General features: G+C 52.6%; 21 protein-coding genes. 4 read left to right on the top strand and 17 right to left on the bottom strand.

Annotated elements, in window-relative coordinates; translation table 11 throughout:
- Positions 1–180: 180 nt before the first annotated feature.
- From ACFO9Q_RS13140 to ACFO9Q_RS13120, 5 genes are all read right to left on the bottom strand, one after another.
- Positions 181–1,815, bottom strand: a complete 1,635-nt coding sequence (locus ACFO9Q_RS13140; RefSeq protein ID WP_379182631.1) for an amino acid permease — start codon at positions 1,813–1,815, stop codon at positions 181–183.
- A 70-nt stretch (positions 1,816–1,885) separates the two neighbouring features.
- Positions 1,886–2,464, bottom strand: coding sequence for a response regulator (locus ACFO9Q_RS13135; RefSeq protein ID WP_379182629.1), 579 nt, complete (start codon positions 2,462–2,464; stop codon positions 1,886–1,888).
- 51 nt (positions 2,465–2,515) lie between these two features.
- Positions 2,516–3,127, bottom strand: coding sequence for a DUF3298 and DUF4163 domain-containing protein (locus ACFO9Q_RS13130; protein WP_379182627.1), 612 nt, complete (start codon positions 3,125–3,127; stop codon positions 2,516–2,518).
- Between the two features lie 16 nt (positions 3,128–3,143).
- The gene (locus ACFO9Q_RS13125; protein WP_379182625.1) at positions 3,144–3,704 is read right to left on the bottom strand and encodes a GNAT family N-acetyltransferase; all 561 of its coding nucleotides are present in this window, start codon (positions 3,702–3,704) and stop codon (positions 3,144–3,146) included.
- Positions 3,701–4,426 carry a phosphonate ABC transporter ATP-binding protein gene (locus ACFO9Q_RS13120; protein WP_379182623.1) on the bottom strand — a complete coding sequence of 242 codons (726 nt, stop codon included), beginning with the start codon at positions 4,424–4,426 and terminating at the stop codon, positions 3,701–3,703. Before ACFO9Q_RS13120 ends, ACFO9Q_RS13125 begins: the two co-directional genes overlap by 4 nt.
- 173 nt (positions 4,427–4,599) lie before the next feature.
- Between ACFO9Q_RS13120 and ACFO9Q_RS13115 the strand changes: the two genes are divergently transcribed.
- Both ACFO9Q_RS13115 and ACFO9Q_RS13110 read left to right on the top strand, forming a co-directional pair.
- Positions 4,600–4,824 (top strand): hypothetical protein, encoded by a 225-nt coding sequence (locus ACFO9Q_RS13115; RefSeq protein ID WP_379182621.1) that lies wholly within the window; start codon positions 4,600–4,602, stop codon positions 4,822–4,824.
- Positions 4,825–5,266: 442 nt separating this feature from the next.
- Positions 5,267–6,004 (top strand): HAD family hydrolase, encoded by a 738-nt coding sequence (locus ACFO9Q_RS13110; protein WP_379182619.1) that lies wholly within the window; start codon positions 5,267–5,269, stop codon positions 6,002–6,004.
- A 128-nt stretch (positions 6,005–6,132) separates the two neighbouring features.
- Here ACFO9Q_RS13110 and ACFO9Q_RS13105 read toward each other — a convergent pair whose 3' ends face one another.
- The 6 genes from ACFO9Q_RS13105 to ACFO9Q_RS13080 form a co-directional block, all read right to left on the bottom strand.
- Entirely contained in the window at positions 6,133–8,409 is a 2,277-nt protein-coding gene (locus ACFO9Q_RS13105) for a DEAD/DEAH box helicase (RefSeq protein ID WP_379182617.1), read from the bottom strand.
- 263 nt (positions 8,410–8,672) lie between these two features.
- A complete protein-coding gene (locus tag ACFO9Q_RS13100) occupies positions 8,673–11,144 on the bottom strand; it encodes a DNA topoisomerase 3 (RefSeq protein WP_379182615.1) in 2,472 nt (823 codons plus the stop codon).
- 16 nt (positions 11,145–11,160) lie between these two features.
- Complete coding sequence (locus tag ACFO9Q_RS13095; RefSeq protein ID WP_379182613.1) at positions 11,161–12,270, bottom strand: hypothetical protein; 1,110 nt, start codon at positions 12,268–12,270, stop codon at positions 11,161–11,163.
- 63 nt (positions 12,271–12,333) lie between these two features.
- Entirely contained in the window at positions 12,334–12,642 is a 309-nt protein-coding gene (locus ACFO9Q_RS13090) for a hypothetical protein (protein WP_379182611.1), read from the bottom strand.
- A 106-nt stretch (positions 12,643–12,748) separates the two neighbouring features.
- The gene (locus ACFO9Q_RS13085; protein ID WP_379182609.1) at positions 12,749–14,239 is read right to left on the bottom strand and encodes a glutamate synthase subunit beta; all 1,491 of its coding nucleotides are present in this window, start codon (positions 14,237–14,239) and stop codon (positions 12,749–12,751) included.
- A gap of 226 nt (positions 14,240–14,465) precedes the next feature.
- Positions 14,466–14,954 carry a dihydrofolate reductase gene (locus tag ACFO9Q_RS13080; protein WP_379182607.1) on the bottom strand — a complete coding sequence of 163 codons (489 nt, stop codon included), beginning with the start codon at positions 14,952–14,954 and terminating at the stop codon, positions 14,466–14,468.
- 126 nt (positions 14,955–15,080) lie between these two features.
- On the opposite strand from ACFO9Q_RS13080, the gene ACFO9Q_RS13075 reads away from it, so the two are divergent.
- Positions 15,081–16,184, top strand: a complete 1,104-nt coding sequence (locus ACFO9Q_RS13075) for a glycosyltransferase (RefSeq protein ID WP_379182605.1) — start codon at positions 15,081–15,083, stop codon at positions 16,182–16,184.
- A gap of 22 nt (positions 16,185–16,206) precedes the next feature.
- Here ACFO9Q_RS13075 and thyA read toward each other — a convergent pair whose 3' ends face one another.
- From thyA to pdhA, 6 genes are all read right to left on the bottom strand, one after another.
- Positions 16,207–17,001: a thymidylate synthase gene (gene thyA, locus ACFO9Q_RS13070; RefSeq protein ID WP_379182603.1), complete on the bottom strand. Its 795-nt coding sequence runs from the start codon at positions 16,999–17,001 to the stop codon at positions 16,207–16,209.
- A 56-nt stretch (positions 17,002–17,057) separates the two neighbouring features.
- Positions 17,058–17,558, bottom strand: a complete 501-nt coding sequence (locus ACFO9Q_RS13065) for an acyl-CoA thioesterase (RefSeq protein WP_379182775.1) — start codon at positions 17,556–17,558, stop codon at positions 17,058–17,060.
- Between the two features lie 123 nt (positions 17,559–17,681).
- Positions 17,682–19,097 carry a dihydrolipoyl dehydrogenase gene (lpdA, locus tag ACFO9Q_RS13060; RefSeq protein ID WP_379182601.1) on the bottom strand — a complete coding sequence of 472 codons (1,416 nt, stop codon included), beginning with the start codon at positions 19,095–19,097 and terminating at the stop codon, positions 17,682–17,684.
- A 3-nt stretch (positions 19,098–19,100) separates the two neighbouring features.
- Positions 19,101–20,462 carry a dihydrolipoamide acetyltransferase family protein gene (locus tag ACFO9Q_RS13055; RefSeq protein ID WP_379182599.1) on the bottom strand — a complete coding sequence of 454 codons (1,362 nt, stop codon included), beginning with the start codon at positions 20,460–20,462 and terminating at the stop codon, positions 19,101–19,103.
- Positions 20,463–20,511: 49 nt separating this feature from the next.
- Positions 20,512–21,489: an alpha-ketoacid dehydrogenase subunit beta gene (locus tag ACFO9Q_RS13050; RefSeq protein WP_379182597.1), complete on the bottom strand. Its 978-nt coding sequence runs from the start codon at positions 21,487–21,489 to the stop codon at positions 20,512–20,514.
- Positions 21,490–21,508: 19 nt separating this feature from the next.
- Positions 21,509–22,576 carry a pyruvate dehydrogenase (acetyl-transferring) E1 component subunit alpha gene (gene pdhA, locus ACFO9Q_RS13045; protein WP_379182595.1) on the bottom strand — a complete coding sequence of 356 codons (1,068 nt, stop codon included), beginning with the start codon at positions 22,574–22,576 and terminating at the stop codon, positions 21,509–21,511.
- Between the two features lie 307 nt (positions 22,577–22,883).
- Between pdhA and ACFO9Q_RS13040 the strand changes: the two genes are divergently transcribed.
- The gene (locus tag ACFO9Q_RS13040; protein WP_379182593.1) at positions 22,884–23,615 is read left to right on the top strand and encodes an alpha/beta hydrolase; all 732 of its coding nucleotides are present in this window, start codon (positions 22,884–22,886) and stop codon (positions 23,613–23,615) included.
- Positions 23,616–23,662: the final 47 nt, after the last annotated feature.

The raw sequence follows: 23,662 nt of genomic DNA, 5'->3' as shown, positions 1-23,662 counted from the left end.
CCCTTCTTCTTCTATTGCTATTATAACTCCGTTCGATTCCTTTCGACAGTTTGCCACGAATAGTAGCAATCACCGCTGTCGAAAACGTTTTCTTCGTGTAATTTCATGCGCTTCCCCGGGAAATGAAATCTCATTATTTCCTCAATCTATGGAGTTGAATTTCCCCGTATGAAGGCTGAATTATTGTTGAGGGAATTTTCGCTCAATTCCGATGATTTCCTCCTGCGTCCTCCGCAGCATTCCCTGCATCGCCGCCAGATGCCGACTTCCATACTTCAGATCAGCCAGCTGAGACAAGAGGAATCCGCCAAGGACAGCCGCCCCTGCCCACCGATTCCAGATCAACGCTGCCGCGAGACCTGCGCAGATCAACCAGAGAAGTGATAACCACGCGGCTGGCCTGCTCCAGCTGCCGAGATGCCATACCCGATCCTGCAGCAAGGCATGCCTCTCCCCTGCTCGGAGCCTTAGGGCAATCGGGATGGCATAGGCCGCATGGAGGCTGATGAGGGCAGCTGCCGCGAGGAATGGAATCGCCTCTTGTGAGAAGAAGCCATACAGCATCACGCCAAGGAGAAGGGACATCCCCGCAGAGGCCAGCAGGCTGTAGATAGGAAGATGAGCTCCCGGTTCAACATAAGCCAGCTTGCGGCTAAGCGGGAGGGAATGGTCTCTGGCCATCGCGAAGATGGATCGAGACAGGACGCCCATCGCCTGCAGCCCGCTGAGCCAGATGCAAGCCGCAATCAGGAGCAGGACGAGGATCGAGTTGCTCCAGGCCGCCTGCACCATCATGACGAATAGCGAGCCGCTCTCTCCAGGAGCCGGAGCAGACCTTCCCATCCAACTAAGCGTCATGAAGGCAAGCAGGGCGAAGCCTACAATCGAGGTGTAGACAGAGGAGAGATAGATAGCCCAGGGCACCCTGACCCTAGGATCGCTAGCCTCCTCCGCCCCATGCCCTGCTCCGTCTTGACCGATGAAGAGCCTCTGCAACCAGAGCAGGCCAATCAGCCAGGACAAGCTGCCGCTCAGCCCGCTCACTCCATGGCTCTCCGCGGCAGGAAGTCTGCTATAGAGCATCTCTGAGCTGTACAATCCCGGCCAAGATAAGGCCATCAGTCCCCCGGCAATGACGAGCACAGCCGCAATATGCAGCCATACCCCGCCTGATAACAACCACCGCATTGCCCGGGCTCCCCAGTAGTGGACGGCAGCTTGGGATACGGTTATCAACGCTAATAATACGATCATCGTCACAGCGCTTGAAGCATAGCCCAACCTATTAGACAGACAGCTGTAGATCACGATTGCACAACCGATATTCGTTAACGTGAACAGCGAGGTGTAGCCAGCGATATGCAGCCACCCTGCGCGCCATCCCCACTTCCTCCCTCCTAGTGCGGATGACCAATGATAGCAGCCGCCTGCGGTCGGCACGGCAGAAGACAGCTCAGCTAACGATGCGCTCACCGATAGGCCAAGCAGCGCTAAGATTGGCCAGCCATAACCAAGCACGGAGGGTCCGCCTGTCAAGATAGCAGGACCGTAGAGGACAACGGCGCCGCCTAGTAAGCCTATGGTATGATACGATATTCCGAACACAGCAAGGCCGCCCAGCCTGCGTCTCAGCTGCTGCGCGATTCCGAACCGATTCAGATCGTGCTTGTCCTGCATGTACTGGATGTAGGCGGCATAGCCTGTCATGCTCTGATGAGTAGCAGCTCGAATGCCGCGCTGCGCCTTGACGGCACCGGACAGTGCGGCGAGCCCGAGTGCTGCGAACAACAATAGGCCGATCAGGACCTCATGCATACCTTCACCTCCTAGGCTAGTGTATGACAGCTCTGTCCCGATCAGCACTCCCTGTCAATCCGCAGATTCTCTAAGATGAGTAATGAAGCTGTTCCATCACATAGTCCCGGAGCTCTTCAATATCGAACGGCTTGGTGAAAAAAGTCGCGACCCCCAGTCGTCTAGCCTCATCAACCTTCGCCAGATCACCATAGGCGGAGATCATGACGACCATGACATTCGGGTCGGTCTCTCGAACGGATCGAAGCACTTCGATTCCGTCCATGTCTGGCATTTTCAAATCTAGGAGAATGCAATCAATGGGCTGCTTGTGGAACTGCGCAAGGGCCGCTTGCCCGTGGCTTGCTTCATATACCGTGCAGCCTTCCTCCTTGAACAGTTCAAGCAGCAGCACGCGGATGGACGCTTGATCATCAACGACGAGTATAACTGGCGCCTCGCCCGCGCTTCGCTTCCGACGTTCTCCGAGGCTGGAATCATTCGGTATCCGCTCTGGTGAACGGGTGTGTGAACGGTCCTGCGTGGTCACTGTATATCGGCTTAAGCTCAGGTCATTCCGATTGTCCTGATGCTGCTTGCGATGATTGTAATAGAGGAAGGCTGCGGCAGCGAAGAGCGCGGTTGCGGATAGAATGACGAATCCGATCATGAGGCAGTAGCTCCTTAGATGTAGGGTTGAGTGTGCGGCAAGGCTCTTGCTCTAATCGCCCACAAGCATTGGCCCGAGCGGGCCTTGCTCATTGACGATATCTTGAATCTCATAGACGGATATTGGGAAGTAGACGAATCCATACACATAGGGCAGCAGCTCATACAGTTGAAAATAAATGACGAGAGAACGGTCGGCAACATAGAAATCCTGATCGGGCCGAATGCTCTCGAACGGCTGCAGCGGCTCAAGCTTGCGAACGGCAATCTGCGCCTTAACGAGCTCCGACAGCCGCCGTATGTACGGGCTGCCTGGCTTGAACAGCTGCGCCAGCGAGTAAGAACGGCCGCTCGTCGTATCGAAGGTTAGCGACGCTTGCAAGGTCAGCCCGTGCGCTCCACCGGTGTATGCATAATTGAACAGCGACAGGCTTAGCACATTCTTCTCATTCGTCTTCACTTCGTAATATCCCTGCATCTCGGCACGAGGATCCTCCAGCGAGCCTTGGTTCTCGATCAGCTTCCTGACCGTATCCTTAATCGTCTCATTCATCTGCTTGCCTGCCGCTGCGTTCGGGGCTTGGGTTACAACGGGAATCCATATCTCTGCCTTAGGGAATGTAACTCGAGAAGATCGAATCATAACCGGTGGTTGCCATGCCATCGCCATAGACACCTTCCTATTCGGTAAGATGCTCCATTGTATGCACGGGACGACTCATCTCATACCAGAGCAGGCCGCCGTGCTGGGATGCCGATGGGCCGATGAGGCTGAAGCCCGCTCGTTCATAGAACGGGATGAGCTCCTCCTCGCACATGAGAACGATGGATTGCAGTGCGGAATACTGACTCTTATCGAGTACATGCTGCAGCAGCTTGCTCCCAATGCCTTCTCTGCGCTTGCGCGGGTCGACGGCCACCGTCAAGATGCAGAGATGATTGCCTTGAATGGCACCTTCATGTGCGCTCTTCAGCTCATCTCCTAGATGGGGCTCACTGGTTAGAACTCCGTTCAGGATCCCGACCAGCTGCTCCCCGCTCCACGCCGACCAGAACCACTCGGGATAATGCTCTAATCGATAGAGGAACGCTTCTCTTGATGCAGCAGCCTCGGCCGGGTAGCTCGCGAGCTCCAGCGATATGGCTTGGTCAATCTCTTCGTATTGCAGGGGGCGAATCTGCAGTGCCTGGACGCCTTGGCCGAACATGTCTCCCTGGTCGTTCTGGTCGGTCACGGTCACAGCAGCTGCTTCTCCCGTTCGGTCATTCTTCTGCCGCTTATATCAAGCACAAGCTCCCCATTGTTCAGGCCAAGGATGCGATCGGCATAACGCTCGGCCCAATCGCCTTGGTGCAGAACTGCGATGACCGTGACACGTTCTTGCTGACAGAGCTTCTTCAGATCGCTAAGCACCTGGTCGGCTGCGTGCGGATCTAGACCGGATACGGGCTCATCTGCCAGGATGACTCTCGCTCCATGAACCATTGCCCGGGCAAGCGCGATCCGCTGCTTCTCTCCCCCGCTCATCTTGTCCGCCTTCAAGTGCGCCTTGTCTAACAGGCCCATCTTCTCAATTGTATCCATGGCGCCCATATAATCATCATTACGCACCATCCCCGTCAATCTACGCAGGATGGGCGTCTGTGCGGCTGAACCGATCAGCACGTTCTTGAGTCCCGTCTTATTATTATGAAGCTGGGGCTTCTCTTCCAAGTACGCCACCTCGCGCTTCACCTTGAACCTTCCTGACAGACCCGCCTTGAAGATATCAACGCCATCCATCCGGTACGTCCCGCCGCTCCACTTCTCTTGCAAGGCAAGGCATCGAAGCAGCATCGACTTCCCGCTGCCGCTGCTTCCCTTCACCGCAATGAACTGGCCATCCTCTGCCGCGAAGCTAATATGCTGAAGCACGGTTGGGCCGCCTGGAATCTGCTTGGATAAGTTAACTACATTAATCATGGACCGCGCTCCTTCTTGTCTGAACCATTGCTCTAGCTATTCTATGAATCTAGTTTAAAGTATACAAAAAATACTTTCCACCCGAACAAATGTTTGCTATAATAAAAACAAGAACAAACGTTCCATACACGATCCATTCCCATCCTAATATTTTAAAGGAGGCATCGATCACCATGAAAAACTGTGAGAATTTTCGCTACATTGAGAAGCACCGACCTTACCGGGACTTAACCTTCAAGTTCTATTCCGACGGCAAGCTGACAATTATCGATAATGGAGCAGAGGAGGTGATCTCGCCGAAGGATCTGAGCAAGGGCGACAGTATGGATTTCTATGTACGACGCCGAATTGACTTCATTAAGAATCAACTTACCGTATCCAAGCTGAAGTATGCCTAACGATAGATAATGACAGGAACGAGGGAGAGCGATTAGGCTCTCCCTCGTTGTGCTGCTTAGCGGTTGCTCTCCTGACGATACTCTCGTGACAGCTATTATGGAGCTGCATCGTCTTCGATCTTACGCTTTCAGAGTGTTACGGGAGCTGTTTGTTAATGCCGTTCAAGCTTGGCGGCCGCTTCGCGTATTTACTCATTCGAAGAGTGATGGACTCTTCTTTGAATCTGGAATGGTTTTGGCGATTTTCGGTTTTGCTGCTGGAATGGAATGGCATAGCTTCGTCACCTCCCATCTCATTATGCGATACACAGCTTGGAATTATGTGTCACGTGCTAGACAGGGAGAGCGGGTCATTTGACGGAGCGGGGGCAATTGCGGTAGATTGATCATACACTACACTAACTTCACATGTAACTTGTCGCCTGAAGGAGCCGATCCCTGTATGAAGCAGCATATCCTATTCGACTTGGATGATACCCTCATTCATTGTAATAAATATTTCTACCTCGTCATTGAACAGTTCGTGGAGTCGATGACTACTTGGTTCGCTGGTTACCCGGAAGTAACCCCAGCCGCCGTTCGCGACAAGCAGACGGAGATTGATATTGCCGGCGTTGCCATTCTTGGCTTCAAGAGCGAGCACTTCCCCCAGTCATTCGTTGATACGTACGAATACTTCTCGGCGCTGCTAGGCCGGCCTCGCTCCCCTGTCGAGATTGACTTCGCCTGGAAGCTGGGCCTGAGCGTATACGATCATGAGACGGAGCCCTATCCGGACATGCAGGCTACGCTTGACCGCTTAGCGGAGCGCGGACATGAGCTGCATCTGTACACAGGCGGCGAGATTCTAATTCAGAAGAGGAAGATTGAGCATGCTCAGCTGGAGCGCTACTTCCAGTCGCGTGTCTACATTAGACAGCACAAGAATAGCGAAGCGCTAGAGCATATATTAGCGGAAGGACTGTTCGACCGCGGCCAGACGTGGATGATTGGCAACTCCATCCGCACCGATGTCGTTCCCGCATTAACCGCTGGCATTAACGCCATTCATATGAAGGCCGAGACCGAATGGCTCTACAATATTATTCAGATCGAAGTCGAGCCCAAGGGCGCCTTCTTCACCCTGAACCGACTAATCGAAGTCCCGGATACGATTCATGGTTATGTGTCCCTTCGTTAGGAGGAGAGGACATGGCAGGGTAATTTAGAGAATGAACAAGAAGTATAGACCTCCTGCAACCTTCTATTCTAGGTTTCAGGAGGTCTTTTATTAGATCCAACTCTGTAGAGAGCTTTGTGTAATGACCACTAGAATTTGGACAATCTTAATATTGGCCTCAACAGACTACGAATACCAAAAGCAAATACCGTCATTGCTGACCATGAGCTGCGTGTATTCTGAATATATTGATCGTTGATGATATAGGTCTGAGTGGAAGCGGGGCTCTTCAACCCGAACTCCTCCCACTTCGCTGGATCATTCGAGCCTTCTAGCCTTACGAGCATATTCGTCGACTCACTAATAATATTAGCTGGAATTTGCTCGTAGGCTTCGGTGATTCGTGTATGGAATTCGTCGATCGGATTGCCGCTGACGAGGCTCTCTAAGTGGATGCCTTCGCGAATATAAGAAACGTATGCAAGATGGTCAGCCCAGAGCTCATCGATATAATAGAGACGGACTCGCTGCTCTGAAGGGCTTAACGGTATCTCGCCTGTCAAAATTCTGAGTCTCTCTGCGTATAATATACGCCTCTGATCCTCCACCATATCCGAGTAACGGTTCAGCTCCTTGCGGATTTGGAAGTTTTGGCCCATCACAACACGCTGAATATGTGCGATTTTGCTGCGGAGCAACGGCTGTTCGAGAGCCTCATCTTGTCTAGGAACACGAATAGCTTGATTGATGCCGAACCGAAGCATCAGCTCATCCTCTAAGCTTACGAAGAATACGGAAGCTCCCGGGTCACCTTGTCGGCCAGACCGCCCACGCAGCTGATCATCAATTCGCAAGCTTTGGTTTACATGTGTACCAATTACATACAGACCGCCCAGCTTGTTGACTGCTTCTGCCTGTGCAGGGTTGCTCCCGCCAAGACGAATGTCGACGCCGCGTCCCGCCATATTCGTAGACACCGTAACGGCATCGACTTCTCCCGCTTTCGCGATTATTTCTGCTTCCTCTGAGTCATTTTTCGCATTAAGTACATGGCAAGGTACATGGGCAATGGCTAGCGCATCCGCCAGCATAATCGACTCCTCGATACATGAAGTACCGATGAGTATAGGACGTCCCGTAGCATGGACGGATGTGATTTCATGCACGAGTGCCTTAAGCTTGGCTCCCTTATGAGTATATATCCGGTGAAGATGGTCAATCCGTTTGTTTGACCGGTTAGGTGGAATTTGCAAGACCTGCAGGCCATATATATCTTCGAATTCAATTGCGGAAGCATTCGCGGTAGCCGTCATTCCGCAAATATTCGGATACAGACTTATGAAGTGTTGAAGGGTTATCATCCCGAGAATCTTCCCGCCGGCGTTGTATTGCAGTCCTTCTTTAGCCGCAAGCGCAGATTGCAAGCCGTCTGGCAAATACCTGTTCTCCGCCACACGTCCAGTATATTCTTCAATCAACTCGATTTTTCCGTCTCGGACGATATAATCAACGTCTTTTTTTAACAAAGATTCCACATAGAGCGCACAATTCAATGACGTTAAAAGCTGACTGTTATGGCTGCTGTAAAGATTGCCGCATCCCAGTAGTGCCTCCACTCGTGCTGCGCCATCTTCATTCAAGTACACATTCCGCTGGAACTCATCGAAGTCGTAATGCTCCGTATGCTTAAGCTGCTTAACCACTTCTGCGTAATGTAAGCGATCATCGTTCGAAGACCCTGACTCGCCAGTGATGACTAGCGGCACCCGTGCTTCATCAAGAAGCAGTGAATCCGCTTCATCAACGATGACGTAGTGTAATGGACGATGAACGGTATCGTCTACATCTAGTACAATCGTGTCGCGCAAATAATCGAACCCCGCCTCTTTAGCTGTTACATAAGTTATATCTTTGGCGTACGCTTCCCGTTTCTCGAACAAGCTCATACCCGCTTGAACCGAGCTTACTGACAATCCAAGGAAACGATAGATCGGTCCCATCCAATCCGCATCTCGATTTGCCAAATAATCGTTAAAAGTTAAGATATGAACGCCTTCACCAGTCAGTGCATTTAGATAAGCAGGCATAACTGCAGAGAGTGTTTTACCTTCACCCGTCTGCTGCTCGATTATAAATCTCTCATGAAGAGCAATAGCAGCTAGAATCTGAACATCGTAAGGCTGTAATCCGAGCTTTCTTTTTGCTGACTCGCAGACTAACGCATACGCATCGACAAGCAGCTCAGTGAGAGGTGTACCCGATTTCGCCTCCTTCTGCAACCGGAGGGATTCCGCTTGAATCTGCTCATCCTTCCATGTACTCAGATTTCGTTTTTTAATGAGCTCCAATCTGCCTTGGTAGACTCTCAGCTTATTCTTTGTATTCCGGTCTTTGAATTTTTGCTGCAGCTTGACGGCTATATCCATAGGAATAGGTTCCCCTCCTTAGTTACATCGACGAAAAGTTTCTATTCTATTTTTCAGTATAGCACTCTCATCCAATATTTAGGTAATTTCCAACCAACTACCTAGTGGCCAAGAGCCATTAGCCCTTTTCGCGTTAAATCAATTAATTTAATCTATAAATGTATTTTCACCACTCTGCGGTACTGTTCTTATATATGGATAAGTCCACACAGCAAAGAAGGCTGACCAAGTTCGGTCAGCCTTCTACGTATTCTCTGTCAACCTCACTCAGGTCGAATCTGAAGTGTACCCTTGTTACGGTCAATGAGCACTAAGCGTCCTTTGCCTGGCGAGCCATTCCCGAGGTCCTTGAAGGTCAACAAGCTGGTCGCCCCCTTCTCCACTAAGGACTTCATCATCGTCAAGGTAACCGTCTTGCCCTGATATTCCTTCCATACGACGAAGGTGCAGCCTTCTCGGTAGGCAGAGCAGCCGAATCCTCGCTTGCCCTCAATGATACGTCCATGACAGCCGGTGCGCGGGCAACTCGCTATTGGCTCGGCGAAGCTTCGCTGAGGCTTGTCAGGAGTAGTCGCGGCGATAGCCCCTGATGTCTGTGATTGACTAGCTGCTGTCTCGCGAGCAGTCCCTTGACTCGCACTCTGTTGACCAGCAGGAGCACCCCCGCTGCCCGTAATCCCTCGAGCACCGCGAGCGGACGCTCCCTTCGTCTTGCCCGGAGCAGGGCCTTCATCAGCTCCATTGCTCGTTCCACTCCGAGCACCGCGAGTCTTACCCGCTCCCGTCGTAGATCCCTTCGAACCTCTCCCTGCTCCAGCTCCTCTCGCGGAGCTCTTCCCTCCGCGGCCAGCTGGCTTGTCCGGCTCGTCGAATGTGCCGGGTGCAGCCTGCTGCTGCTGCTGAACCTTGTCGACGATGAACGCAGCGAATTGCTTCACCTGCTCCATGAAGCGGCCGTCCGAAGCATCGCCTCTCGAGATCTGGTAGAGCCGCTGCTCCCAGCGTCCTGTCATCTCCGGGGAGGCGAGCAGCTCCACACCTGCTCCGCGGATAAGCTGAATCGCTGCAATCCCCTTCGAAGTAATCTCCAGCTTCTTGCCTGCGAGCGTCATATAGCCAACCTGCTTGAGCCGCTCTATCGTCGCCGCTCTCGTAGCTGGGGTACCAAGACCAGTATCCTTCATCGCTTCGCGCAGCTCATCGTCCTCCATGGACTTGCCTGCACTCTCCATCGCCTTCAGCAAGGTACCTTCCGTATAAGACTTCGGCGGCTGTGTCGCTTTCTCTGCGGCTTCAGCCCCGCGGCAATGTACAGAAACATCAGCATCGATGCTGAAGGGGCGGTCGGTGAGCAGCTCCTCTTCCTCAGAACCGTCGCCATCCTCGCTTCCCTTCTTCTTCGACTTCCCCCGCGAGCTCCCGCCACCTTGATCCTGCTGCTGCTGAACAACCTTCCAGCCCGGATCCAGCTGCTCCTTCGCCTTCGTCCGGAAGATCTCTTCCTCTACGACCGTCAACACCGTATGATTCTTGTAGACAGCAGGAGGATAGTAATGAGAGAGGAACCGCCGAACGATCATATCATACACATTCTGCTCCTCTGAGCTAAGCCCCGAAGCCTTCTTCGGCGTAGGCAGAATCGCGTGGTGATCCTCAACCTTGGATGGGTTGCACACCGCCTTGTTCCCCTTATGCACCCGGCTCCGATCCGCGTAATTAGCCAGCTCGCTGTAAGCCGTCCCTTGGAGCATCGTCAGCACCTTGCCCATGACCGGCAGATTCTCTTCCGTCACATAATTGGAGTTCGTACGAGGATAGGTGATAACCTTATGCTTCTCGTACAAGGCTTGCGCAATATCAAGCGTCTTCTTCGCCGAATACCCATACCTGCCGTTCGCTTCCCGCTGCAGCAGCGTCAAGTCGTACAGCCGATAAGGATATTCCTTCGACTCGTTCACCGTATACTCGCTAATCTCGCCAGGCTTCCCGCTCACCTTAGCCGCCAGAGCCTCTGCCTTAGTCTTGTCCGTTAACCGATCTCCTTGCCACACGCCTTGGTAGACGAAGTCCCCTTGTTCGAAGGAGGCGCGCACGACGAAGAACGTCTCCGACTGGAACGCCGTCATCTCCATATGCCGGTCATAGAGCAGCGCAAGCACCGGAGTCTGCACACGTCCGACTGACAACAAGGCACGATGGCGGATGGTGAAGGCACGTGAAGCGTTCATACCGATCAACCAATCCGCTTGACTCCTTGCTCTAGCTGCGCGCGTTAGAGGCGCATAATCCTCATCGCTCTTCAGCAGGGAGAAGCCCTTGCGGATCGTCTCGGGGGTAAGGTCAGAGATCCATAGCCGATCTGTCGGCTGCGACAGCTTCAAGTAATCCCGAATCAGGTGAAAAATCAGCTGGCCCTCCCGCCCGGCATCGCAAGCATTGACCAATCGACCGCAGCGCTTCGCCAGGTCGCCAATGACCTTCAGCTGATCCTTCGTCCGCGGATTCGGCCATAGCTTGAACGCATCCGGAATGATGGGCAGGTCGTTTGCGTTCCATTTTTTGTAACGGGCATCGTATTGATCCGGCTCTGCCAACGAGACGAGATGTCCGATCGCCCATGTAATAATATACTGTTCGCCTTCCAAGTGCGTCCGCTTATTCGCTGCCTTCGGCTCCAGCACCGCAGCAATCGTCCGACCCATATCCGGCTTCTCTGCAATAATTAACGTCTTCAATCGTTCTCTCGCCTCTCTATCTCTCGGCTGGCGTCTCTATCTGACGCTGCATGGCAGCTAGAATCTGCCTCACCCCATTCGACCAATTAGGATCCTCCGCGTACTTCCGGTTAATCCACGTCAAGGCATCGACATGCTTAGGCTTGCCCTTGCTTAAGTTCACGATCGTTCGGGAAGCAATCTCTGCCGACTTCTGAATCGTCGTATTGTACTCCTGCCACGAATGGAACACGTTGAACGGATTATTCGCAATCTTCTTCGCATTCTTGTTATGCTTCGGCACGAAGCCTTGCTCCTGGCCGGTAATGGCGAACAGCAGCAGAGGATGAATGTTGAACTTCTCCGCTTGTCCAATGATAGCATCCAGATAAGGCTGCTCCGCCAGCAGCGAAGACTTGCCCTTCAGATATTGAACGAGCTTCTCCTTGTCTACAGCCTGATACAACAGCTCTGCAGGAAGACCATCCGCCGGCACAGCAGCTTCAGGAACGGCTGGATGCAGCACAGCCGGAGGCTGCATCACACTGCTTGAAGGCAGTGACAGCGACCACCCATAGAGCAGCGATGCACCAACCAACAATAGGCATAGAGCGGCATAGATGGCCGTCCTTGCCTTCACGCTGCGGCCCAGCTCCGGGGTTCTCACATGTGGTACTTGAGGAGTCATCACGACAGCCAGCGGCAGTTCACGAACCTTCTCCTCGCACAGCCTCTGCTTCAGGGCCAACCATCGGCTGGCCTCAGACGATGATCCGACTTCCGTTAATACCCGTACGAACTGTGGAGAGCTCAGCGTCACCTTCATTCGCTGCTCGACCCAACTATGCAGAGGCTCGTACACCTCAGGGCTCGCATAGTCCAGCACTTGCAAGCAGGTGTTGAAGATATCCTCCGTACCTACCGAACGCTGGTCCCGTATGACCGCCATCCGAATCAGCTCAGCAGCGACCGTACGTCTGCTGGCTTCATCGAACACAGGCAGCTGCCTATCTATAATTCTATTAATCGCATCTGCAATAATCTCGGCTCGTTGGTTGTGCGGCCTGTCCCCATACTTGTATTGGACGTAGCTTCTAATCTTCCGAACGTCCGTCGGTGATAGAATCGCGGCTCCCTCGGTCCCCATGACGACTTCTCTCCCTTAGGTCATCTCAGTCCGATTTTACCACATGTTTCCTTCCCTTGGTCATTACAATTTCGAGATGAGCAGCTGCACTTCCTCTGAATTCACGTAAGCCGTAATCTGTTCCTTCTCTGACACGGTGAACTGATACTCGCAGTCGGTTCCTTCATCCTGAGGAACGATCTGAGCGATGACCCCATCTGTCGTGCAGATGACGAGTGCAGTGAGGTCTATCAAGTCATCAGGCGCAGGTGTCCCCTCAGACAACTGGAAGGCTAGCTCCATATCTACCCATTGCCCATCTCTAAGCTCCAGCCTTGGGTAGAATTGTTCGAACCTTAGCTCTGTCATGCGATCTAATCCATACTTAATCATGTTAATCATATCCTCCCTTGCTCATCCTTCAACCCTATCTAGCCTAATCATGGAAAAAAGCGCCCGCAGGCGCTCCTCCCTCGATGATACGCTCTCCCGCATGCCCTTAAGGCAGCATCGTTGAGCCCATCAGATATTTGTCCACTTCGCGAGCAGCCTCGCGTCCTTCATTAATTGCCCATACGACGAGACTCTGTCCGCGTCTCATATCTCCAGCAGCGAACACCTTGTCGACATTCGTCGTGTACTTGCCGTAATCCGCCTTCACATTCGTCCGGCGGTCTTGGTCAAGTCCCAGCTGGTTAATAATGGTATTCTCCGGTCCTTCGAAGCCCACCGCTATCATAACGAGATCCGCCGGCCATACCTTCTCCGTGCCTGGAATCTCCTTGTAGATCTTGCGGCCTGTCTCCGGGTCCACGATACGCTCAATCTGTACCGTATGAAGCTCCTTCACATTGCCATGCTCGTCGCCTACGAACTTCTTCGTCAGTACGGAGAATGCGCGAGGATCTGCACCGAACAGTGCCTTCGCTTCTTCCTGTGCATAATCCAGCGTGTACACGTTCGGGAATTGCGGCCAAGGATTGTTCACGGCATCACGCACGAGCGGAGCCTTGCCCACTGTACCGAACTGAGTCACCGACTTGCAGCCATGGCGAAGCGCTGTAGCTACACAGTCCGTACCCGTATCGCCGCCGCCAATCACGATAACATCCTTGTCCTTCGCAGAGATGTAGTTACCGTCTGCCAAGCCTGAATCCAGATAGCTCTTGATCGTTCCGTTCAGATAATCCATCGCGAGGTGAATGCCATTCAGCTCACGGCCCTCAATCTCTACCTCGCGAGCCTTCGTCGAACCGCCGCATAATACGACCGCATCGAAGTCTTCTACGAGCTGCTGTGCAGTTACATCCTTGCCGATCTCCGTATTCGTGATGAACTCGACGCCTTCTGCTTCCATCAGATCCACACGGCGCTGGACAACACCCTTATCCAGCTTCATCGTAGGAATGCCGTAGGTGAGCAGTCCGCCGATTCGGTCAGCGCGCTCGTAGACCGTTACCGTATGTCCTGCCTTGTTCAGCTGAGCTGCAGTGGCCATGCCCGCTGGACCAGAGCCTACGACAGCTACACGCTTACCGGTACGAACCTTAGGCGGCTGAGGGACAACCCATCCCTCATCGAAGCCGCGGTCGATAATCGCTTGCTCAATTGTCTTAATCGTAACCGCATCGCCAATCAGGCCAACTGTACAAGAGCCTTCACATGGAGCTGGACATACACGTCCGGTGAACTCCGGGAAGTTGTTCGTCTTGTGCAGCCGCTCTAGAGCTTCGCGCCATAGACCGCGGTAGATCAAGTTATTCCACTCTGGAATGAGGTTATTGACCGGACAGCCGGATACGGAGCCTGCCAGTTCCATTCCTGTATGGCAATAAGGGGTGCCGCAATCCATGCAGCGCGCGCCTTGTGTCTTAAGCTGATCATCAGATAGATGCTTGTGGAATTCTTCCCAGTCCTTAATCCGTTCCAGCGGATCGCGATCGGCCGGTAACTCGCGTTGGTATTCCATAAACCCAGTAGGTGTAGACATGATCGCAATTTCCTCCATCCGTTATTCCCGTTAACCTCTATAAGGCTTCTCTATCAAACTATATCGGGAATCACTTAATTATTCAAGGACAAACTTTTGCATGTTTCCTAATCATTTTACATCATCCTAGCATTCCTGACGATGCCGGTTAATGGATTTTCCGTACAATCATTTGCACTATGTCGCATAACGTTCGTCACAAGGCCCATCGTCCCACTCGCGGCGTCTATCGGCGAATATAGGTCTGGAATTGGTAGGAATAGGGATTGTTCTCATCCTGAATGCCGGGCTCGCTATGGGCAAGGTCCCACTGCTCTTGATCAATAGAAGGGAAGTACGCATCTCCGCCTTCGAACGCTTCATCAATTCTAGTCAGATACAGCTTGTCTGCATAGGGAAGGAACTGTGTATAGATCTGCTCCCCGCCAATCACAACAACCTCTCCCTCCCCGGAGAACCGCTCTCTCACTTCTTCTATAGAGTGAAGAACAACACATCCATCAGGAGCATAGCTGGCATCACGCGTCAAGACAACATTTGTGCGATCCTTCAGCGGCTTCTTCAGCGACTCGAACGTCTTGCGCCCCATTACCACAGTCTTGCCCTTAGTCATTCTGATGAAAAAAGCCATATCAGCAGGCAGACGCCACGGCAGTTGATTATTACGGCCAATCATACGATTCCGATCCATGGCTGCAATCATTGACAGCTCCACACGATTACCCCCCTTTTCTTTATTTTGGGTGTCTCAACACTTGAACACAATAACGTTTATTTTAGCATAAAATGCACATCAAAACATAGCGTATCTGAAGGAAACCGTTACGGAGGAGTGAGCTTAATGATTACAATCAGCCTCTGTATGATTGTAAAAAATGAAGAGCAAGTGCTGGCACGCTGCCTGGACTCGGTTCATAGTGTAGTTGATGAAATCATTATTGTAGATACGGGTTCAACGGATCGAACCATTGAGATTGCCAAGCGTTATACCCAGCATGTGCATCACTTCAAATGGATAGATGACTTCGCGGCCGCTAGGAATGAGGCCTTCTCTAAGGCGACAATGTCTCACATTCTATGGCTGGATGCGGATGATGTACTGCTGGATGCAGACCGGAAGAAGCTCACTCTGCTGAAGCTCACACTCGGTGAGCACGTGGATTCGGTCCTCATGGATTATCATCTCTCTGCAGATGAGAATGGACAGGTAACAACGTCGCTGAAGCGCAACCGCCTCGTACGCTCTGACCGGGGCTTCCGATGGGTCGGGGCTGTTCATGAATACTTAGCGGTGAGCGGAACTAGCATCGACGGAGGAATAGCCGTTACTCATCTGCGGGAGGAGCATGATAGAGACCGCAACATCCGAATCTATGAAGCCATGCTGCAGCAGGGCCAGACTCTCTCGGTTCGCGATCTGTATTATTATGGGAATGAACTGCTGGATCATGGACATTACGAGCGCGCAATCGCAAGCTACGAGCAGTTCCTGGCAACTAAGCAAGGATGGGTAGAGGATTGTATTGCGGCCTGCGGCAAGCTTGCCGACTGCTTCGCTCATCTTGACCGGCATGAGGATGCGCTTAGGTACGCGCTGCGTTCCTTCGAGTATGACACTCCACGTGCAGAATTCTGCTGCCGAATCGGGTACTGGTTCCTCCAGCAGGAACGCTACCAGACCGCTGTCCATTGGTACAAGACTGCATCGGAGCTTGACGATCCGAAGGCTCGAATGTCGCTCACGAACCGAGCTTGTCAGACTTGGCTGCCCCACCTGCAGCTCTGCGTCTGTTACGACCGACTGGGCATGACCGAGCTTGCTTATGAGCATAACGAACGAGCTCTTGCGTACCGCCCTGCTGATTCCGTTATCCTTAACAACAAGCGCTACCTGGAGGGAATCCTCCAGTCCAAGCCAACTGCAGAAGAAGCCACCCGCATGTAGCGAATGGCTTCTTCCCTATGACTTAGACTGCAATCGGAGCCTTGATGCCCGGGTGGGGATCATAGCCAACCACCTCGAAGTCCTCGAACTTATAATCGAATATGGAGTCCGGCTTGCGAGCGATGCGCAGCTGCGGCAAGTCGCGCGGTTCACGAGTCAGCTGCAGCTTCACCTGCTCCAGATGATTGAGATAGATATGCACGTCTCCCCCGGTCCAGATGAGCTCGCCGACCTCCAGATCACATTGCTGGGCAACCATATGAGTCAGCAGAGCGTAGGATGCGAGATTGAAGGGCAGGCCCAGGAACGTATCGACCGACCGCATCTGGAACATACATGACAGCTTCCCCTCAGCTACATAGAACTGATACGCGTAGTGGCATGGCGGAAGCGCCATCTCATGAATCTCCGCGGGATTCCAAGCACTGACGAGATGCCTGCGAGAGTCAGGGTTATTCTTAATCTGTTCAATGAGTCCGGCAATCTGATCGGTAATCTGTCCGTTCGGTCCTTGCCAAGTTCTCCACTGCGAGCCGTAGACACGCCCCAGATTGCCCTCTTCATCTGCCCACTCATCCCAGATGGTTACCTTGTTGTCGCGCAGATATTGCACATTCGTACTGCCGCTTAGGAACCATAGCAGCTCATGAATGATGGAGCGGAGATGAAGCTTCTTCGTCGTCAGCAGAGGGAACCCCTGGGACAGGTCCATGCGAAGCTGTCTTCCGAATACGGAGATCGTGCCTGTTCCAGTACGATCCTCCTTCTGGACGCCATGGTCCAGAATGTCCTGCAGTAGTTGTTGATAGGATTTCATTCGTCACCTCTAGCTCATCGTCGTTATGATAGTCGTATTTTACACAATTGAGTGCTCTATGTCGAACTCGGGCGATGCTTCAATCGCTCCTGCTTCCGCTTCCTTCGCAAGTCATATCGCTCCTGCGCACCGCTCTGCAGATAGAGCTCCTCTTCCGTCTCGGCAATGACGCCTGGCACAGGAGTCGGCTTGCCGTCCCCATCAAGGGCCACGAAGGTGAAGAAGGCCGTAACCGTCGTCCGCCTCTCCCCCGTCATCATATTCTCGGACTGCACCTTCACATACACCTCCATCGAGCTGCGATGCGTCCAGGTGACGAACGATTCTACCTCAATAACTTCGCCAATGCGTATCGGAGCTAGGAAGTCCAGACTGTCCGTAGATGCGGTGACAACCTCGGCTCTCGCATGTCGCATCGCCGCAATGGCCGCTACCTTGTCCATGTAGTCCATCACCTTGCCGCCGAACATCGTGTCATGGTGATTCGTATCGAGCGGGAAGATAAGCTGGGTCATAACCGTGCGGGAATCTCTTGCTTGCTTAGCAGGAATAGGCATCATGGTATCACCCTTCTTAAGTATACTAGAGTCGGGAATAGCACGAAGGAGGTCCGCTTGCTGTATCAGCCGCGCAACCTCCTCCATTATATAACAATTATAGCCAAGTCATAGATGATAAGCTTACTTCACGAACGTATGAATCGGATGACCAAGCGCAACCTCTGCTGCGTCTAGAACAATCTCGCCAAGCGTCGGGTGAGCGTGGATCGTCAAGGCGATGTCCTCAAGGGTAGCGCCCATCTCAATGCCAAGTCCAATCTCAGCGATCATATTCGAAGCTTCGATCCCTACGATCTGAGCGCCGAGCACGAGGCCTGTCTCCGCGTCGGAGACCAGCTTCACGAAGCCTTCAGTTCCGTTCAAGGATAGAGCACGGCCGTTAGCTGCGAATGGGAACTTGCCCGCCTTCACCTTGTAGCCCTTCTCCTTCGCTTCAGTCTCGGAGTAGCCTACGCTAGCGCATTCCGGATCGGAGAAGGCAACAGCTGGCATACACTTATAATCAACAATGCTAGTAAGTCCGGAGATCGCTTCAGCTGCTACGCGGCCTTCGTACATCGCCTTGTGCGCAAGCGCAGGACCAGGTACGATATCGCCGATTGCATAGATATGCGGGATGTTCGTGCGGCCTTGATTGTCGACCTCAACCAGACCACGGTCAGTCATCTTCACGTTGATTAGATCAAGACCAAGCTCGCCGTCTGTGTTCGGACGACGGCCTACGGTTACGAGCAGGTAATCCGCGTTCACGGTCTCTTCCTTGTCACCAACGGTGTACGTTACGGTAACTTCCTTGTCGTTCTGCGAAGCAGACTTCGCTTGAGCACCGGTAACAATGTTCACGTTCTTCGCCTTCAGCTTCTTCGCAACGATATTGGACATATCCTTGTCGAAGCCAGGCATAATCGCGTCTGCGCCTTCGATAATCGTTACTTGCGTACCGAACTTGCTGTACATCTGGCCGAGCTCGACGCCGATATATCCGCCGCCGATAACGACTAGGCTCTTCGGAATCTCAGGAAGAGACAGCGCTTCTGTGGACGATAGAATACGTCCGCCGAACGGGAATGGCTTCAGCTCGATCGGACGTGAGCCAGTAGCAATAATACAGTTCTTGAAGCGGTAGCGAGGAGCCTCTTGCTCGTTGAAGACACGTGCTTCGTTCTCGTTGATGAACATCACTTCACCATTGAAGTACTGCACCTTGTTAGCCTTAAGGAGCGATGCTACGCCGCCTGTCAGCTTCTTCACGACGCCGTTCTTGAAGTCTTGCACCTTGGACCAGTCTACCTTCACATTCTCAGCGGTTACGCCGAATGCCGAAGCATGCTCAATCTGTTCCACTTGATGGGAAGCAGAGATGAGAGCCTTGGATGGAATACAGCCAACGTTCAAGCATACACCGCCGACGTTGGACTTATCTACTACGAGTACGCTCTGGCCGAGCTGGGCAGCGCGAATCGCTGCCACATACCCGCCCGGACCTGCACCAATGACCAATGTATCTATATCTAGAGAAGCATCACCTACGACCATTGCTTACACCTCCATGATGAATAGCTCTGGTTGACCCAGAAGCTGCTTGATGTAGTTCATAAAGTTCTGTGCCGTTGCCCCATCGATCAGACGATGGTCGAAGCTTAAGGACAGTGCCATGACCGGAGCGGCCACAATCTCGCCATTGCGGACAATCGCCTTCTCGGAGATGCGTCCTGTACCAAGAATAGCTACCTCAGGGAAGTTGATCACTGGAGTGAAGAACATACCGCCTGCGGAGCCGATGTTAGAGATCGTAATCGTGCTGCCCTTCAGCTCGCTGCCGCTCAGCTTGCCGTCACGGCCGCGAACAGCTAGATCGCGAATGGAGTCAGCAACCATGAAGATATTCTTGCGGTCAGCATCTTCGATAACTGGAACGATCAGACCGTTGTCTGTATCTGTAGCAATCCCGATATTGTAGTACTTGCGAAGAACAATCTCTTGATTCTCTTCATCAAGCGTAGCATTCATGATTGGGAACTGGCGGCAAGCCGCAACGAGTGCCTTCACGATGAATGGCAGATAAGTCAGCTTGGAGCCCTTCTTCTCTGCATATGGCTTATACTTCGCACGAAGCGCTACCAGCTCGGTTACGTCCACTTCATCCATGATGGTTACATGTGGAGCGGTGTATACGGACTTGGACATCGCGTTCGCAATGATCTTGCGGATGCCCTTGAACGGTACGCGCTCCTCTGGGCGGAACTGCGACCCAGCAGGCGTATGAGCAGGCTTAGGCTCGCCAGCACCCTTAGCAGCGACAGCTGCGTTATCTTGGGCTGGTGCAGCCGTTGTATCAACAGCAGCAGCAGGTGTTGCTGCCGCTTGTGCGCCGCCAGTGGAGAAGCCGTCAACATCCTCACGGGTAATACGGCCGTTCTTGCCTGTACCGCCTACTTGAGTCAGATCTACGCTCTTCTCGCGAGCATACTTGCGTACGCTAGGCGTTGCCAGTACTTGTCCGCCAGTCGACTTCGGCGCTTCTGCAACCTTCGTTGCCTCTGCTGCCTTCTCGAACTCAGGCTTCTCTTGCTTAGGAGCATCTGCTGCCGGGGCAGGCGTTGCAGCGGCCGGTGCCGGTGCTGCATCTGCTGGCGCTTCAGCGCCTTCAGGAAGCTCGCCTTCTGCATCAATGATTGCAACAACCTCACCAATATGGCAGACCTGGCCGTCCTTCACCAATACTTCAAGCACTTTGCCGTTCACAGGACAAGGCACTTCTACGATAGCCTTGTCGTTCTGAACTTCCATAATAATATCGTCATCCGTCACGGTGTCTCCGGCCTTGATATGCACTTTGATAATCTCGCCTTCGTGCAAGCCTTCGCCTAGCTCGGGAAATTTATATTCAAACTTCGCCACTGTCGCAACCTCCTTGTATGGTTCGTCCTCGAGTTCCTTCTAACATAGATTAGAAGTTAATCACTTTGTTCGCTGCTTCCACGATACGAGCAGGGCTTGGCAGCCAAGCATCCTCAATCTGCGCGAATGGATAGACCGTATCCGGACCAGCTACACGCAGCACTGGAGCTTCGAGGTGTAGAATGGCATTCTCGTTAATCTGAGCGATAACTTCGGCTGCAACGCCGGAAGTCTTCTGTGCTTCTTGAACCACGATCGCGCGGTTCGTCTTCTTAATCGAGTTGACAATTGTCTCAATATCAAGCGGCAGCAGCGTGCGAAGGTCAATGACCTCAGCGCTCACGCCGTTCTTCTCCAGCTCTTCGGCAGCCTTCACAGCGGTGTGAACCATCATGCCGTAAGCGATGATCGATACGTCCTTACCTTCGCGAACAACGTTCGCCTTGCCGATCTCAACCGTGTACTCGCCTTCCGGTACATCTTGCTTGAAGGCACGGTACAAGTTCAAGTGCTCCATGAAGAAGACAGGATCGTTATCCCGAATAGCAGAGATCATGAGGCCCTTGGCGTCGTATGGATTGGAAGGAATGATAACCTTGAGACCAGGTGTCTGTACAGCCAAGCCTTCAAGTGAATCGGTATGCAGCTCAGCTGCCTTAACGCCGCCGCCGAATGGTGTACGGAATACGATTGGCGAGTTGTAACGTCCGCCTGAACGGTAACGCATACGCGCCGCTTGAATGAACATCTGGTCCATCGCTTCATAGATGAAGCCGACGAATTGAATCTCAGCGATCGGACGGAAGCCCTGCAGGCCCATCCCTACCGCGAGGCCGCCGATAGCAGATTCCGCGAGCGGCGTATCGAATACGCGATCTTCTCCGAACTCCCCTTGCAAGCCTTCGGTTACGCGGAACACGCCGCCTACCTTACCAACGTCCTCACCGAAGATGACAACGTTTGAATCTCTTTTCAATTCCACACGCATCGCGTCGCGGATAGCTTCTAGCATATTCATTTGAGCCATGATGGATAGATCCTCCCTCTTATTGGAAATCAGCCTTTTGCTCTTCGAGATACTTAGGCGTTGTCTCGAACATGGAATCAATCAGACCGGATACGGTCATCTTATCAGTTGCTTCGGCCTTCTTAATGTGCTCGTTAACCGTCGCCTTCGCTTCTTCCTTCACGCGGTTCGTATCTTCTTCCGACCAGAGGCCCTTCTTCTCAAGGAACTTGCCGAAGCGGACAAGCGGATCCTTCAATGTCCATTCGCTCTCTTCGTCCTTCGTCCGATACTTCGTCGTGTCATCCGCCATGGAGTGTGGACGGAAGCGGTAGGTAAGCATCTCAATCAACGTAGCGCCTTCTCCGTTGCGACCGCGCTCAGCTGCTTCAGCTACAGCCTTGTAGACAGCCAGTACGTCCATTCCGTCAACCTGAATGCCGCGAATACCTGCAGCTACAGCCTTGTGTGCAACCGACATGGCAGCCGTCTGCTTCTCATATGGCGTCGTAATCGCATAGCGGTTATTCTGAACCACATAGACAACTGGAAGCTTGTAGACGCCTGCGAAGTTCATGCCTTCGTAGAAGTCGCCCTCTGAGGATCCGCCGTCACCTGTATACGTAATGGCAACACGCTTCTCGCCGCGCTTCTTGAACGCCATAGCAGCACCTGTCGCGTGAAGAATCTGTGCACCGATAATAATCTGAGGCATTAACACATGTACATCTTCAGGAATCTGTCCGCCATGCTGATGGCCTCTGGAGTACAGGAAGGCTTGATACAGCGGCAATCCGTGCCATACCAGCTGCGGCATATCGCGGTAGCCTGGGCAGATGAAGTCATCCTTGTTCAGTGCATACTCGCTGCCCACCATGGATGCTTCTTGTCCGGATACAGGAGCGTAGAAGCCTAGACGGCCTTGACGGCCCAGGTTCACGGCGCGCTCATCCCAAGTACGGGTGAATACCATGCGGTACATTAATTCCTTCAATTGCTCGTCCGTCAGATCCGGCATGAGATCCGGGTTAACAACTTCCCCATCGGGTGACAATACGGTTAGCGGTGTGACCGGCTCCGTCTGAACTTCGTATGGCAGTTTGCTCATTGTGAACGTTCACCTCAATCAATATATTTGAAAATCGTAGTCCTCTGTTATAGAATTATTATAAACCTGTTTTGCGAAATTGGTCAAAGCAAAATCCAAAAAAACCGTTGTTTTTTCGTTGATTTGACCGATTCTGTTAAGGAATTGTATATGTAACAGGATCGTAGAACTAGTGGTACAGAATAATACAATGACAGCCATTCCTATACGGTTATTGCCGTTCTCTGGCGGCATGGACAAGCTTGTTCTTCTATTGTTTACCCATCAGCCCCTTATTCCATTCAAGCTCAGAAGGAGAATTGCATTCATGACAGACCAGCGCTATCTGAAAAGAACGATCGTCAAGGAGACAGTAACCAGCAATCACCTCCCGAGTGGAACGAGAGACCTGCGAGTCTATCTTCCCCCAGGCTATAACGAAGTACTCAGCTACCCCATCGTCTATTGCCAGGATGGAGAGGACTTCTTCAACTTCGGCCGCATTGCCACCACCGCGAATCAGATGATATTAGATGAGGGAGCGGAACCGTTCATTATTGTCGGTGTAGAGGTAGACAAGAAGGTTCGGAGCGCCGAATATACGCCAGGCAGGGAGTTGTATGACAGCTACATCCGCTTCTTCGGCGAAGAGCTTGTACCCTATATTGAAGAGAACTACCCTGTTCGCAAGGATGCCTCAAGCCGGCTGCTAGCCGGGGATTCACTTGGCGGCACCGTCTCTCTTCATCTCGCTCTCACCTATCCTCAGTTATTCACTCAGGTCATGTCCTTATCAGGAGCCTACTATGCCAGCTCTCAAGCGATCATGCAGACGCAGACCGATCTCTCCTGGTTATCCATCTATATGATCGTTGGGCTGCAGGAGACGGCTTATGAGACCGACAGCGGCGTGCATGACTTCGTTGCTCTGAACCGAGCAGCCAGAGAGATTCTAGTGAGCAAGGGGGCCGACATCTACTATCAAGAGAAGGATGGTCAGCATCAATGGGGCTTCTGGCAGAAGGAGCTCCCGGAGGCACTTCTATACTTCTTAGCTTGAGCGCGAAGAACCTCGTTAGCTTGTCTTCAGGAGACAGGCTGACGAGG

This window comes from Paenibacillus sp. GCM10023252 (assembly GCF_042653305.1).
Classification (GTDB): domain Bacteria; phylum Bacillota; class Bacilli; order Paenibacillales; family Paenibacillaceae; genus Pristimantibacillus.
This window is presented reverse-complemented; position numbering and strand designations above follow the sequence as displayed.

Bases quoted from the DNA above. Each gene is read 5' to 3' on its own strand.
- ACFO9Q_RS13140 (WP_379182631.1), bottom strand. From the start codon at position 1,815: ATGCATGAGGTCCTGATCGGCCTATTGTTGTTCGCAGCACTCGGGCTC.
- thyA (WP_379182603.1), bottom strand. From the start codon at position 17,001: ATGAAATCCTATCAACAACTACTGCAGGACATTCTGGACCATGGCGTC.
- ACFO9Q_RS13050 (WP_379182597.1), bottom strand. From the start codon at position 21,489: ATGGCTCAAATGAATATGCTAGAAGCTATCCGCGACGCGATGCGTGTG.
- pdhA (WP_379182595.1), bottom strand. From the start codon at position 22,576: ATGAGCAAACTGCCATACGAAGTTCAGACGGAGCCGGTCACACCGCTA.
- ACFO9Q_RS13090 (WP_379182611.1), bottom strand. From the start codon at position 12,642: ATGATTAAGTATGGATTAGATCGCATGACAGAGCTAAGGTTCGAACAA.
- ACFO9Q_RS13085 (WP_379182609.1), bottom strand. From the start codon at position 14,239: ATGTCTACACCTACTGGGTTTATGGAATACCAACGCGAGTTACCGGCC.
- ACFO9Q_RS13095 (WP_379182613.1), bottom strand. From the start codon at position 12,270: ATGGGGACCGAGGGAGCCGCGATTCTATCACCGACGGACGTTCGGAAG.
- lpdA (WP_379182601.1), bottom strand. From the start codon at position 19,097: ATGGTCGTAGGTGATGCTTCTCTAGATATAGATACATTGGTCATTGGT.
- ACFO9Q_RS13120 (WP_379182623.1), bottom strand. From the start codon at position 4,426: ATGATTAATGTAGTTAACTTATCCAAGCAGATTCCAGGCGGCCCAACC.
- ACFO9Q_RS13075 (WP_379182605.1), top strand. From the start codon at position 15,081: ATGATTACAATCAGCCTCTGTATGATTGTAAAAAATGAAGAGCAAGTG.
- ACFO9Q_RS13110 (WP_379182619.1), top strand. From the start codon at position 5,267: ATGAAGCAGCATATCCTATTCGACTTGGATGATACCCTCATTCATTGT.
- ACFO9Q_RS13115 (WP_379182621.1), top strand. From the start codon at position 4,600: ATGAAAAACTGTGAGAATTTTCGCTACATTGAGAAGCACCGACCTTAC.
- ACFO9Q_RS13135 (WP_379182629.1), bottom strand. From the start codon at position 2,464: ATGATCGGATTCGTCATTCTATCCGCAACCGCGCTCTTCGCTGCCGCA.
- ACFO9Q_RS13130 (WP_379182627.1), bottom strand. From the start codon at position 3,127: ATGGCATGGCAACCACCGGTTATGATTCGATCTTCTCGAGTTACATTC.
- ACFO9Q_RS13105 (WP_379182617.1), bottom strand. From the start codon at position 8,409: ATGGATATAGCCGTCAAGCTGCAGCAAAAATTCAAAGACCGGAATACA.
- ACFO9Q_RS13040 (WP_379182593.1), top strand. From the start codon at position 22,884: ATGACAGACCAGCGCTATCTGAAAAGAACGATCGTCAAGGAGACAGTA.
- ACFO9Q_RS13065 (WP_379182775.1), bottom strand. From the start codon at position 17,558: ATGCCTATTCCTGCTAAGCAAGCAAGAGATTCCCGCACGGTTATGACC.